A 12,077-nucleotide genomic window follows, 5' to 3' on the forward strand; every position below is an offset into this window, starting at 1 on the left:
TTCCTGGTCCTGCTATCAACCAATATGGGCTTTGTAAGCGGCTTCATCGAGGAGTCCGTCGAGTTGGCGCTCATTGGCCAGCTTCATCTTCCACAACCAGCCGTCGCCGGTTGCCGCCGAATTGACGAGCGAAGGATCCGATGACAGCGAGGTGTTGGCCTCGGTGATCTCGCCGTCGACGGGCGCGTAGACGTCCGATGCGGCCTTGACCGATTCGACCACCACGGCGGTGTCGCCCTTGGCCAGTTTTCTGCCCAGTTCCGGCAGTTCGACGAAGACGAGGTCGCCGAGCTGCTGCTGCGCGTAGTCAGTGATGCCGACCGTGGCGATGCCGCCCTCGACGCGCAGCCATTCGTGATCTTCGGTGAAATAGGTCTTTGCCATTGAAATCATCCTTTGCGGTAGCGATGGGGCGTGAAGGGCAAGGGGTGGATGTCGACCGGGATTTTCGTCCCGCGGACATCGGCGAACAGTTTTGCGCCGGATTTGGCAAGCGGCGTCTGGACGTAGCCCATGGCGACCGGATGACCGGCCGAGGGGCCGAAGCCGCCTGAGGTGACATGGCCGGCAGGGTTGCCGTCAGCATCGAAAAGGGCAGCACCGGCGCGCACCGGCTGGCGGCCTTCCGGCTTCAGGCCGACGCGTTTTTGCGCCGGGCCGCGCTCCAAGATGGCGCGCAGCGCATCGGCGCCGATGAAGGCGCCAGAGGCGCGAACCTCCTTGGGGATGGCCCACATCAGCCCGGCGCTGGCCGGATCGATCTCCGGCGTGATGTCCAGCCCGTGCAGGCACAGTCCGGCTTCGAGCCGCAGGCTGTCGCGGGCGGCAAGGCCGACCCACATCACCCGCTCGTCCTCGAGCAGCCTGGCGACGAGGTTTCTTGCATCCGCTTCCGGCAGGCCGATCTCGAAGCCGTCTTCGCCGGTATAGCCGGACCGGCTCATGAACCATTTTTCGCGCGGCTCGATGCCGTGCATGAACACCAGCGAACCGGTCTCGATGCCGGCGCGGGAAAGGGCAGCCCACGCTTCGGGGCCCTGTATGGCCAGGAAGACGCGGTCGAGCGCATCCACTTTTACATCGAAATCGCCCTCTGCATCGAAATTTTTGGCCAGTGCGCGCAGATGCTTTTCGTCGGCGGCGGCGTTGCCGGCATTGGCGACCATCATGAAGCGCTCGGCGCCGAGCCTGGTGACGATCAGATCGTCCAGAATGCCGGCCGCCTCATTGAGGAAGAACGTGTATTTGGACTGGGAAACCTCAAGTGCGCCGGCATCGAACGGGCAGGCGCGGTTCAGAAGCGCTGCTGCCCCCGTACCGCTGATTTCGAACAGCTTCATGTGCGAGATGTCGAACAGGCCGGCATGCTCACGGCTGTGCAGGTGCTCCTTCATCACGCCGGCCGGATAGGTCAGCGGCATCGACCAGCCGGCGAAGGCGCCAAAGCGCGCACCAGCTGCCATGTGCAGATCTTCGAGGGGAAGGTGTTTGGTATCGTCGCCCGTCATGTCATCTCCAGAGTCGCACGCAAGCGGCCGCGAATGGCGACCAGTCCGTGCCCCTCTGTCTGAAGCCTGAGAGACTCGCGCCCCGTAACTCTGTCGGCAGCGCTTACACCTTCGGCGCGGGGGCAAGCCCCGACTTTCCAGAGTGTCTTTCCCGTCTACGGTTCTTTTGCCTGAGAGATTTCGGGCGATTTCCCCTTCGGCGGCAGCTCTCGCTGCTCTCTCCCACAAACAGGTAGGACTCGGTCAGGAGCCCTCGACTCGTCATCCATAGCCCGTGGACGACACCTTGTCACCTGCCGGCGACATTTTTACTGCCAGGTCTTCTGCGGGCCTTCTTTACAGGCAAGCCTTCGCTAACCACGCCGCTTGCCGGTTTCTCAAGACCTTGCCGATATACCGCATAAGGGCCGGCAATTACCGGCGGCGGGCGGGGAACAGAATGGGCGAATTGATCATGAGCGCGCCGGTGGCCGGGCTGACCTCGAAAAATCGGATCACGGCGGAAGACGTGGTCATGCTGCGCGGCGAAGTGTTCGGCGACGGCGTGGTAACGCGCGGCGAGGCCGAGGCGCTGTTTGCGCTGGATGCAACGGCGAGGGACAAATGCGCAGAATGGCTTGAGTTTTTCGTCGAGGCCGTCACCGATTTCATCGTCCACCAGGAAAAGCCGGCGGGCTATGTTTCGCAGGACAATGCCGACTGGCTGATCCGGACGATTTCGCGCGACGGCATGGTCGACAGCCAGACCGAACTCGAGCTGCTGGTGCATGTGCTGGAAGTTGCCAAATCATCGCCGAGCACGCTTTCCAGCTATGCGCTGGAGCAGGTCGCTCATGCGGTCGTGGACGGCAAGGGGCCGCTGATGACCGGTGGCAGGCTTATCCCTGGGTCGATTGCCAAGGCTGAGGTCGAGCTGTTGCGCCGCATCCTTTACGCCTACGGCGGCGATGGCAACATCGCCATCAGCCGCGCCGAGGCCGAGGTGCTGTTCGAGATCAACGAGCGGACAGCGGCGGGCGACAACGATCCGTCCTGGAACGATCTGTTCGTCAAGGCGATCGCCAATTTCGTCATGTGTTCGGCCGGCTACGAACCGCCGGTGCGCGACGTGGCGCTGCGCCGGGATTCGTTCTACGAGCAGGCCGATCCGGAGATCGGCGGTTTCTTCAGCCGTATGGTGTCGGGTGGCCTGTCCGGCATCATGGAAGCCTATCGCTCACCGGGCGATATCGAAGCCGAATGGGAGTCCAAGAACAAGGCAGCCGAGGCTCTGGCCCGCCGCGCCGAGACGGTCGATGCCGGCGAAGCGAAGTGGCTCGCCGAACACATCGGCGACCGGCCGCTGCATGAGAACGAGCGCGCGTTGCTGACGCTGATCAAGCACGCCTCGCCGGAAATCCACCCGGCGCTGAAGCCGCTGATCGACAAGGTCGCATAAGCAGTCGCGCGACGCTACTGTTTGGCGGGCTCCGGCTTGGCGCTGGTGTCGAACCGCGACATCCATTTGAAGCTGCCGAACCAGTAGCGGCGCACGCCGCCTATGGTGCCGTCGGCGGTACGCGCGCCGATCCAGTTGTTGACGTATTGGATGAGGCGGACATCGTCCGGGCGCATCGCAAACGCCTCCGGCGTCCGCAACAGCGGGCCGCCCACCATCGTCAACTTCGCGTCATAGAGCCTGGCGGCCATCTGCGGCGTCGGCGACGTCGCGACCATCGCCTGTGCGTCGCCGCCGATGATCGCGGCGAAAACATCTGAGGTATTGTCGAAAGACAGGATGGTCGCCTTGGGAAAAGCTTCCTTCGCGGCGGCTTCATCGGTGGAATTGGACAGCACGGCGATCTTGTATCCCGGCGCCGCCACTGCCTTTCCCGGCCTTTTCCCAAGGCTGGCGATCGTCGCAACCATACGGATATCGGCGGTACCGGTCTGGTTGGAGAACACCACCTCGCGTGCGCGTTCCGGCGTGCTGGCGTAGCCCGCCGCGATCATGTCGAAATCACCCTTGAGCAGTCTTGTCTTGAGGTCGTTCCAGGGCACCTCGACCAGCTTCAGGTCGACGCCGAGATCAGACGCCAGCGCACTGGTCAGGTCGACATCATAGCCGGCGAACTTCCCGTCGGCCTTCTTGAGGATCCATGGCGGGTTGAGCGCCACGCCGACCGTCAGTGTCTTCTGGTCGATGATGCGCTTGAGGCTGTCGTCCGCCCGGGCTGGCAGCAGCGACAAAGCCAACCAGGCAGAAAGGGCAAGTATAGTTGTGGCGATCATCTTAGCGCGCATTAATATAACCTCGCTGAGCCCGTCCGGTTGTCAGATTTACACAGAGGTGCCATTCTGTCGATAGCGGACCCTGATGGAGAGTTGCGATGTCGGCACGGATGGCGGTTACCGGTTCGATGATGTTCCTGGTTTGCCTCCTGGGCAATCCGGCGAAGCTTTCGCTGCTGCCGGCGGCAGCGCAGGCTGCGGGGGCAAAACGCGTGGTCTGCTCCAGCGCCGACTACCGCTATTCCTATTGCGGGGTCGATACGCGCCGGGGCGTGCAGTTGACCTCCAGGCTGTCGAAGGCGCGTTGCGTATACGGTAGAAGCTGGGGCTATGACGGCGGCGGCATCTGGGTCGACAATGGTTGCTCGGCCGAATTCGCAGTCGCCGGCCCCAACCGCAATCCCTCTGCTGGCGACGTCGCCGCAGCCATTATCGTCGGCGGCGTGGTAGGCGCCATTCTCGACAACGGCAATTCGCATCGCCATCATTCCGATAATTACTATCCGAAGCCGCGCCCGCGCCGTTACGACCAATGGATCGATCCGACGCCGCAATTCGACAATCAGGGCAACCCCAACTTCGATACCCACGGCAACTACCAGGGACCGCATGGGCTGGGCAAGCTTGTCACCCCTGACGACAATCCTGACCTGAATCCGGCCCTGCGCAGCGACGGCGACGACAGCGACGACGACAGTTAGATGAAGCTTAGGTCAGGTTTCGGTCAGATGCCGCCGTACCAGTCGTAGCCATTGTCCTCCCAATAGCCGCCTCTGCCGCCGCCGAGATTGGCGAAGCCGTCGACCAGCTCGATCTTGTAGAGGTATTTCGGCATCTTGTAGCCGAGCTGGCGCTCGACGCGGACGCGCAGCGGCGCGCCGTTCTCGACCGGCAATGGCTTGCCGTTGAGGCCATAGGCAAGGATCGTCTGCGGATGACGGGCATCGATCAGGTCGATCGAGCCGTAATATTTGATATCGCCGGCCAGGCTGCGGTCGATCGTATCGAGGCAGTGGAACATGACGTAGCGCGCCTGCGGCTTGACCACTGCCTGGTCGAGCACCAGCGACAGCGGCGTGCCGGTCCATTTGGCAATGCAGCTCCAGCCTTCGACGCAGTCGTGACGGGTGATCTGGGTGCGGCTCGGCATGTTCATCAGCTGCTCGCGGCTCAGCGACAGCGGTTTTTCGACCAGGCCTGAAACCTCCAGCCGCCAGTCGGCGAAATCGCTGGCGAGCAGGCCCTTGTAGAAATCGTCGTCCGGTGCGGTGACACCGTTCGGCCGCTGTGGCTGGCGAATGTCGGCCTCGGTGAACTCCGGCGCCAGCGTGTCACGGCCGGCAAGCAGTCGCTGCGCCCGCCAGGTCAGGCCATTGGCGCTTTCGAGGAAGCTGCGCAGGCCGTTGCCGACGCCAAGCTGGCTGTCGAAGGCGTCGCAGCCCGACAGCATGATGCCGGAAAGGCCGAGGCTGGCCGAGGTCAGGAACTTTCTTCGGCTTATCTGTAGCTTGGGGCTGATCTCGAATTTCGCCATGTCAGGCACTCCTCTCTGGCGCTTTGTCGCCATGCGCCGGCGTGTCGGTTCGGTACCAGCCGGTGATGATGGAGCGCAGCTCGTTGATCGGGCCGGCGGCGAGGATCATCAGGATGTGGATGATGAAGAAGGCGACGAGCAGCAGCATCACCGTGAAATGAATGGTGCGCGCCGTCTGCCGGCCGCCGAGCAGATCATTCAGGAACGGCAGCACCGAATCCATGCTCGGCGACATGGCAAGGCCGGTGATGATCATCAGCGGCAGCAGCACGAACAGCACGCCGCCATAGGCCAGCTTCTGCAGCGTGTTGTAGTCGCGCGTGTGATGGAACCTGAGCTTGGCGTGCTCGACAATGTCTCGCGGCAGGCGCCTGAAATCATCGAGGCGCGGGGCAAGATCGCGGCGCAAATGGCCGTTGATCAGGCTGGCGACCAGCCAGACCAGCAGCGTGGTGGTCAGCACCCAGGCGAAGAAGAAATGAACAACGCGCGCGGTGCCGAGATCGTAATAGGAAGGGATCGTCGCCCAGGACGGGAAGGCACGGGAGGTCTCCTGGCCGGCCGGACCCGACCAGCCGAGCACGCCAGTGGTATCGAAGCGCTTGCCGAAGATTTCGGTATAGCCGCGCGGGCCAGTCGCCGTATTCTCGGCGCCAATGGCGAAGACGGTGTTGTTGTAGCCAAAACCCGACTCCTTGCCGATATAGAGCTGCGGGCGGGCGTTGAAGATCTGCAGGCCGGAAAGCAGCATGAAGAACAGCGCGATCGCCCACAGCCAATGCGTCAGCCGCGTCCAGCGCGACTGCCGATAGATCAGCGTCGCATCCGTCGAAGCAGCGCTATCTGCCCCGGTGCTGGCTTCGTCTCTGGCAACTGATTCCATATTTTCCGTGCCTCCCTGCCAAGCGGTTCCGCGGCCTCGTCAGATCTCTTCTCCTCCCAATACGTCGCCAGCCTAAGCGATGTTTCACCCGATCACGGATTTATTACGGACTGCCGAGGCTGACGGCGAGGTTGACCGCGGCTGCCACGATGACCGTGTTGAAGAAGAACGACAGGATCGAATGCACAAGCACGACACGGCGCATTTGCGAGGTCGTGATGTTGGTGTCGGCGGTTTGCGCCGTCATGCCGATCACCGTGGCGAAATAGAGGAAATCCGAGCCTTCCGGCCGCTTGCCGCCCGGGAAGTCGAGGCCGCCGACCGGAATTTTCTTTTTTGTGTCGCCATCCATCGCATCGCCATCCAACCAGTAGATATGCGCGTAGTGAAGTGCGGCCATCGCATGGATGGTCAACCAGCCAAGCGGGATAGACAGCAGCGCCACCATAAGCTCGACGGTGTCCGCGCTCTTCTCCCTGTTGATCAATTGAAACAACGACATGATGGCAATAGCGACGACAATCAGCGTGACCGCGAAGATGGCCAGTACCGGCAGGTCCGTGTCGCCTGCATTCTTGCGCAGATAGCTGCCGGTAAGCCGCGGCATATGGGCGATGACAAGGACGAGATAGGCGGCAAAGAACACATTGGCGCCGATCGAATAGGCAAGCGGCGCACGCCAGACCAGCGCGGCGCCAAAGGCTGCCACGCCGATGCAGGCCGACACCGCGAACGGCGTGTGGCGTCGCATGGGCATCTTGGTCGGGGTACCAGTCGCCATGGCCTTCAGTCCGCAGACGCGGATTTCAGCGCCCGCCGTAGGATGCGGTCAAGCTCGCCGAGGAACCGCGAGCGGTCCTGCGGCGCGAAGCTCGAATTGTAGCCCTTGCTTTCGCCGGTCTCGCGCAGATGCTGCTTGAGATCGCGCATTGCCACCGCCATGCCGATCGTTTCGGGCGTAAACGGGCGTCCGGTCGGACCAAGTACGTGGGCGCCAAGCGCCACCGCGCGCGTGGCAAGCGGGATATCGGCGGTCACCACGATATCGTTGGACCGGGCATTTTCGACTATCCAGTCGTCGGCGGCATCGGCGCTCTTGGAGACGACGACATTGCGGATCATCGGATCGCGCGACGGACGCAAGCCGCCATTGGAGACGAAGGTGACGACGATGCCGTGCCGCTCGGCGACTTTTTCGACCTCGGCCTTCACTGGGCAAGCGTCGGCATCGACGAGAATAGCAGGTGCGGGCATCGTTGTTCCAAATGTGAAAGAGCCGGGCGGCGTCGCCCGGCTCGATCGATGATAGTCGAGCGGCTACTAGGCCGGCAACGCGCCGGACCGCTTGGCCGTCCAGGTGGCGATATAGTCCATCAGTCCTGGATTGAGGCAATCATAAGGTTCGAGCCCGATCGACTTCAGCTGTGACCTTATGCCGTCCATGCGGCTTGGATCGACACCGGACTCGATGATCGACGAGACAAAGGCGGTGAAGCCCGGCGGCGCCCAGCCGTCTTCCTGGAAGCGTTCGGGATGGATGAAGGACAGCCCCTTGAAAGCGTGGTCGCGCTCGACCGGGCCGTGCATGTGGACGCCGCAGCCGGTGCAGGCATGGCGCAGGATCAGCGCGCCCGGATCGACGATCTTCAGCTTGTCGCCGTTTTCGGTCACCGTCACGTCGTTTGTACCGGCGACCGCCACGACCGAGAACAGCGCGCCTTCCGGCTTCCAGCATTTGGTGCAGCCGCAGGCATGGTTGTGGGCGATCTGGCCCTTGACCTTCACCTTGACCGGGTTGCTGGTGCAGGCGCAGACCAGCGTGCCGCCGGCAAAGTCGGCCTTTTCCCGTGGCAGTCCATTGTCGATTTTAGGATGCAGTTTTTCCGGCATTTTTGTCTCCTCCCTGGTTGAACATCTGCATTTTTCGGCCGTTGGCTGGTTAGCCGACGGCTTTCTCCTCGTCAGTAAACCACCACGCTCCTGATCGACTTGCCTTCATGCATCAGGTCAAAGCCCTTGTTGATGTCCTCGAGCTTCAGCGTGTGGGTGATCATCGGATCGATCTCGATCTTGCCGGCCATGTACCAGTCGACGATCTTCGGCACGTCGGTGCGGCCGCGCGCGCCGCCAAAGGCGGTGCCCATCCAGGTGCGGCCGGTGACGAGCTGGAACGGCCGCGTCGAGATCTCCTGGCCGGCGCCGGCAACGCCGATGATGACCGACTTGCCCCAGCCGCGGTGCGAGGCTTCCAGCGCCTGCCGCATGACTTTGGTGTTGCCGGTGCAGTCGAACGTGTAGTCGGCGCCGCCGATCTGGTCGGCGCCGCGCTTGGTCATGTTGATGAGATGAGCCACGACATCGCCGTCGATCTCCTTCGGATTGACGAAATGCGTCATGCCGAATTTCTCGCCCCATTCCTTCTTGTCGTTGTTCAGGTCGACGCCGATGATCATGTCGGCGCCGGCAAGGCGCAGGCCTTGGATGACGTTGAGGCCGATGCCGCCGAGGCCGAAGACGACCGCCGTCGCGCCTTGCTCGACCTTGGCCGTGTTGATCACAGCACCGATGCCGGTGGTGACGCCGCAGCCGATGTAGCAGATCTTGTCGAACGGGGCGTCGGCATTGACCTTGGCCACGGCGATCTCGGGCAGCACGGTGAAGTTGGAAAAGGTCGAGCAGCCCATGTAGTGGAACAGCCTGTCCTTGCCGATCGAGAAGCGCGAGGTGCCGTCCGGCATCAAACCCTGTCCCTGCGTGGCGCGGATGGCGGTGCACAGATTGGTCTTGCGCGACAGGCAGGACGGGCACTGCCGGCATTCCGGCGTATAGAGCGGGATGACATGGTCGCCCTTCCTGACCGAGGAGACGCCCTTGCCGACGTCGACGACGATGCCGGCGCCCTCATGGCCGAGGATCGCCGGAAACAGGCCTTCCGGGTCGGCGCCCGACAGCGTGAACTCGTCAGTGTGGCAGATGCCGGTTGCCTTGATCTCGACCAGCACCTCGCCATCGCGGGGACCTTCGAGGTCGACCTCCATGATCTGCAGCGGCTTTCCGGCGGCAACGGCGACAGCGGCGCGCGTTTTCATCAGGCAATCCTCCCAAGGCACTCTGCAATCCAGGTTAGATTTAACTTACCATTCAGCTCTGCGCTATGCACGAAGCGACGTTGTGACCCCGGATTTTCGTCAGCGCCCGCCGATTTGCATGCGGGATAGGCTCCGACTTTGCCTTGACCGGCCCCCTGAAGCCCATAAAACGGGAAGCCCGTAAAAGAAGGGCAGCCGAGGGACGAGGCCTGCATGTTCACAAAGATCCTGGTCGCCAACCGTGGCGAGATCGCCTGCCGCGTGATCAAGACGGCGCGCAAGATGGGCATCGCCACCGTCGCGGTCCATTCCGACGCCGACCGGGACGCCGTGCATGTCGAAATGGCCGACGAGGCGGTGCATATCGGGCCTTCGCCGGCTGCGCAAAGTTATCTGGTCGCGGAAAAGATCATCGCCGCCTGCAAGGCCACAGGAGCAGAGGCCGTGCATCCCGGCTACGGTTTCCTGTCCGAGCGGGCATCCTTCTGCGAAGCGCTGGAGCAGGAAGGCATCGTCTTCATCGGCCCGAAGCCCAAGGCCATCAAGGCGATGGGCGACAAGATCGAATCGAAGAAGTTCGCCAATGCGGCCAAGGTGTCGACGGTGCCCGGCTGGCTCGGCGTCGTCGAAAACGCCGCCCATGCCGAAAGAATAGCCTGCGAAATCGGCTATCCCGTGATGATCAAGGCTTCAGCCGGCGGCGGCGGCAAGGGCATGCGCATCGCCTGGAGCAAGGCAGAGGTGCGCGACGGCTTCGACCGGGCGCGGTCGGAGGCGAAAAGCTCGTTCGGCGATGACCGCGTCTTCATCGAAAAATTCATCGTCGATCCGCGCCATATCGAAATCCAGGTGCTCGCCGACGCGCATGGCAACACGCTCTATCTCGGCGAGCGCGAATGCTCGATCCAGCGCCGCAACCAGAAAGTCGTGGAGGAGGCGCCGTCGCCGTTCCTCGACGCCAAGACCCGCAAAGCCATGGGCGAGCAGTCGGTGGCCCTGGCCAAGGCCGTCGACTACCAGAGCGCCGGCACGGTCGAGTTCATCGTCGACAGCGACAAGAACTTCTATTTCCTGGAAATGAACACGCGGCTGCAGGTCGAGCATCCGGTGACGGAACTCGTCACCGGCATCGACTTGGTCGAGCAGATGATCCGCGTGGCGGCCGGCGAAAAGCTCGCCATCAAGCAGAGCGACGTCAAGCTGAACGGCTGGGCGGTGGAAAGCCGCCTCTATGCCGAAGATCCGTATCGCAACTTTCTGCCGTCGATCGGCAGGCTGACGAAATACCGGCCGCCGGAAGAGGGAAAATTCGGCGAAATCGTCATCCGCAACGATACCGGCGTTACCGAAGGCTCGGAAATCTCGATGTTCTACGACCCGATGGTCGCCAAGCTGTGCACCTGGGCGCCGACACGGCTGGCGGCAATCGACGCGATGTCGGAAGCGCTGGACAGTTTCGTCGTCGACGGCATCGAGCACAACGTACCGTTCCTGGCGGCGCTGATGCAGCATCCGCGCTGGCGGGAAGGGCGGCTATCGACGGCGTTCATCGCCGAGGAATATCCCGACGGCTTCGCGCCCATTGTGCCGAACAGCGAAGAAAACGCGGTGCTGGCCGCGATCGCAACCGCGGTCGAACTGCTGCGCCGCGACCGGCTCGACCGGCTGGGCGGGCGGCTGGCGCCGCATTCGGGCGCCTTGAAACGCGATTGGGTGGTGAAGATCGGCCGGGATTATCTTTCGGTTGCCATCGTCGAAGGCATGATTTCCATTCCGATGGAGCTCGACCTCACAATCGACGGCGGCAAACCGCTGACGGTGGCATCCGACTGGCGGCCGGGCGATCTCATCTGGCGCGGCACGGTCGGCGGCCGCAAGGTCGCGGCGCAAGTCAGGCCGGTGCTGAACGGGTTCCGCATCGCCTGGAAAGGCATCTCGGTGACAGCCCGCGCCATGCTGCCGCGCACCGCCGAACTCGAAAGGCTGATGCCGGAAAAAGTGGCGCCGGATACCTCGAAGATGCTGCTATGCCCGATGCCCGGCCTCGTCGTGTCGATTGCCGTTGCCGAGGGGCAGGAGGTCAAGGCCGGCGAGACGCTGGCCGTGGTCGAGGCGATGAAGATGGAAAACGTGCTGCGCGCCGAGCGCGACCTCATCGTCTCGAAGCTCAACGCCAAGCCCGGCGACAGCCTTGCCGTCGATGCTGTGATCATGGAATTCGCGTGAGGTTGGACCCGCCCTCGACGCTCTGTCTGAAGTTGGCGGGACAGCGCGCCCCTCTGTCCTGCCGGACATCTCCCCCTCAAGTGTCCCTAAAGTGGGGAGATTGGCAGCTTCGGGGCCCAGCTCGCTCCTGCAACGTTGGAAATTGGCGAAAGCCGAGATGATGGCCAATCTCCCCCCTCATGGGGGAGATGTCCGGCAGGACAGAGGGGGGCGCGAAGGAACGCGACCTTGCAATTGGTTGGGCACGCTCAGTGGAGGAGGGACAAGGCGAGGCCGCGAGGAATTCGCATTTTTCCCCGTCGCGCCGTATTTTGTTCTTGCTTTGTGCCGGCAGCTATGCTACTAATTTGGGTATGGTGCTAATTGGCTCCAGCGACCCGCCCGCAGTGGCGGGTTTTTATTTGCAGCCTGACGTCGGCGGGACAGCGCCCCTCTCTGTCCTGCCGGACATCTCCCCCACGAGGGGGGAGATTGGCAGCTTCGGTGGCAGCGCCTTTCTGCCGGCGGAAGCGATTGCTAAGTTCACAAAGCTCCAATCACTACCGCTGGACTCGTGTTACCCGGTG

Annotated in this window: 12 protein-coding genes and 1 riboswitch; of the genes, 3 read left to right on the top strand and 9 right to left on the bottom strand. The window is 62.8% G+C overall.

Features of this window, described 5'->3' with window-relative positions; translation table 11 throughout:
• Positions 1 to 15 precede the first annotated feature (15 nt).
• Together gcvH and gcvT are read right to left on the bottom strand one after the other, a co-directional pair.
• Positions 16 to 384 (bottom strand): glycine cleavage system protein GcvH, encoded by a 369-nt coding sequence (gcvH, locus tag NKH93_RS15315; protein ID WP_352473895.1) that lies wholly within the window; start codon positions 382 to 384, stop codon positions 16 to 18.
• Between the two features lie 5 nt (positions 385 to 389).
• Positions 390 to 1,508 carry a glycine cleavage system aminomethyltransferase GcvT gene (gene gcvT / locus NKH93_RS15320; protein ID WP_352473893.1) on the bottom strand — a complete coding sequence of 373 codons (1,119 nt, stop codon included), beginning with the start codon at positions 1,506 to 1,508 and terminating at the stop codon, positions 390 to 392.
• Between the two features lie 148 nt (positions 1,509 to 1,656).
• Positions 1,657 to 1,743: riboswitch (glycine riboswitch) on the bottom strand.
• 204 nt (positions 1,744 to 1,947) lie between these two features.
• On the opposite strand from gcvT, the gene NKH93_RS15325 reads away from it, so the two are divergent.
• Positions 1,948 to 2,946 (top strand): hypothetical protein, encoded by a 999-nt coding sequence (locus tag NKH93_RS15325; protein WP_352970787.1) that lies wholly within the window; start codon positions 1,948 to 1,950, stop codon positions 2,944 to 2,946.
• 14 nt (positions 2,947 to 2,960) lie between these two features.
• On the opposite strand, the gene NKH93_RS15330 is transcribed toward NKH93_RS15325, so the two are convergent.
• Complete coding sequence (locus NKH93_RS15330) at positions 2,961 to 3,779, bottom strand: transporter substrate-binding domain-containing protein (RefSeq protein WP_352454440.1); 819 nt, start codon at positions 3,777 to 3,779, stop codon at positions 2,961 to 2,963.
• A 98-nt stretch (positions 3,780 to 3,877) separates the two neighbouring features.
• Between NKH93_RS15330 and NKH93_RS15335 the strand changes: the two genes are divergently transcribed.
• On the top strand, positions 3,878 to 4,480 hold the full coding sequence (locus NKH93_RS15335) for a DUF3011 domain-containing protein (RefSeq protein ID WP_352614055.1): 603 nt from the start codon (positions 3,878 to 3,880) through the stop codon (positions 4,478 to 4,480).
• A gap of 23 nt (positions 4,481 to 4,503) precedes the next feature.
• Here the strand turns inward: NKH93_RS15335 and NKH93_RS15340 are convergent, their stop codons facing one another.
• The 6 genes from NKH93_RS15340 to NKH93_RS15365 form a co-directional block, all read right to left on the bottom strand.
• On the bottom strand, positions 4,504 to 5,313 hold the full coding sequence (locus NKH93_RS15340) for a molybdopterin-binding protein (protein ID WP_352473890.1): 810 nt from the start codon (positions 5,311 to 5,313) through the stop codon (positions 4,504 to 4,506).
• Between the two features lies 1 nt (position 5,314).
• Entirely contained in the window at positions 5,315 to 6,196 is an 882-nt protein-coding gene (locus NKH93_RS15345) for a cytochrome b/b6 domain-containing protein (protein ID WP_352970790.1), read from the bottom strand.
• A 103-nt stretch (positions 6,197 to 6,299) separates the two neighbouring features.
• Positions 6,300 to 6,977, bottom strand: a complete 678-nt coding sequence (locus tag NKH93_RS15350) for a DUF1345 domain-containing protein (protein WP_352473888.1) — start codon at positions 6,975 to 6,977, stop codon at positions 6,300 to 6,302.
• A 5-nt stretch (positions 6,978 to 6,982) separates the two neighbouring features.
• The gene (locus NKH93_RS15355; RefSeq protein WP_352970792.1) at positions 6,983 to 7,450 is read right to left on the bottom strand and encodes a YaiI/YqxD family protein; all 468 of its coding nucleotides are present in this window, start codon (positions 7,448 to 7,450) and stop codon (positions 6,983 to 6,985) included.
• Between the two features lie 66 nt (positions 7,451 to 7,516).
• A complete protein-coding gene (gene gfa, locus NKH93_RS15360; RefSeq protein ID WP_352697755.1) occupies positions 7,517 to 8,086 on the bottom strand; it encodes an S-(hydroxymethyl)glutathione synthase in 570 nt (189 codons plus the stop codon).
• Between the two features lie 71 nt (positions 8,087 to 8,157).
• Positions 8,158 to 9,285: an S-(hydroxymethyl)glutathione dehydrogenase/class III alcohol dehydrogenase gene (locus NKH93_RS15365; RefSeq protein ID WP_352970794.1), complete on the bottom strand. Its 1,128-nt coding sequence runs from the start codon at positions 9,283 to 9,285 to the stop codon at positions 8,158 to 8,160.
• Between the two features lie 213 nt (positions 9,286 to 9,498).
• Here NKH93_RS15365 and NKH93_RS15370 point away from each other — a divergent pair, with 213 nt between their 5' ends.
• Positions 9,499 to 11,511: an acetyl-CoA carboxylase biotin carboxylase subunit gene (locus NKH93_RS15370; protein ID WP_352970796.1), complete on the top strand. Its 2,013-nt coding sequence runs from the start codon at positions 9,499 to 9,501 to the stop codon at positions 11,509 to 11,511.
• Positions 11,512 to 12,077: the final 566 nt, after the last annotated feature.

This window comes from Mesorhizobium sp. M0954 (assembly GCF_040319155.1).
Taxonomy (GTDB): Bacteria; Pseudomonadota; Alphaproteobacteria; order Rhizobiales; family Rhizobiaceae; genus Mesorhizobium.

Coding starts and splice junctions, on each gene's coding strand:
- NKH93_RS15340 (WP_352473890.1), bottom strand. CDS start 5,313: ATGGCGAAATTCGAGATCAGCCCCAAGCTACAGATAAGCCGAAGAAAG.
- NKH93_RS15325 (WP_352970787.1), top strand. CDS start 1,948: ATGGGCGAATTGATCATGAGCGCGCCGGTGGCCGGGCTGACCTCGAAA.
- NKH93_RS15370 (WP_352970796.1), top strand. CDS start 9,499: ATGTTCACAAAGATCCTGGTCGCCAACCGTGGCGAGATCGCCTGCCGC.
- gcvH (WP_352473895.1), bottom strand. CDS start 384: ATGGCAAAGACCTATTTCACCGAAGATCACGAATGGCTGCGCGTCGAG.
- gfa (WP_352697755.1), bottom strand. CDS start 8,086: ATGCCGGAAAAACTGCATCCTAAAATCGACAATGGACTGCCACGGGAA.
- gcvT (WP_352473893.1), bottom strand. CDS start 1,508: ATGACGGGCGACGATACCAAACACCTTCCCCTCGAAGATCTGCACATG.
- NKH93_RS15345 (WP_352970790.1), bottom strand. CDS start 6,196: ATGGAATCAGTTGCCAGAGACGAAGCCAGCACCGGGGCAGATAGCGCT.
- NKH93_RS15335 (WP_352614055.1), top strand. CDS start 3,878: ATGTCGGCACGGATGGCGGTTACCGGTTCGATGATGTTCCTGGTTTGC.
- NKH93_RS15355 (WP_352970792.1), bottom strand. CDS start 7,450: ATGCCCGCACCTGCTATTCTCGTCGATGCCGACGCTTGCCCAGTGAAG.
- NKH93_RS15350 (WP_352473888.1), bottom strand. CDS start 6,977: ATGGCGACTGGTACCCCGACCAAGATGCCCATGCGACGCCACACGCCG.
- NKH93_RS15330 (WP_352454440.1), bottom strand. CDS start 3,779: ATGATCGCCACAACTATACTTGCCCTTTCTGCCTGGTTGGCTTTGTCG.
- NKH93_RS15365 (WP_352970794.1), bottom strand. CDS start 9,285: ATGAAAACGCGCGCCGCTGTCGCCGTTGCCGCCGGAAAGCCGCTGCAG.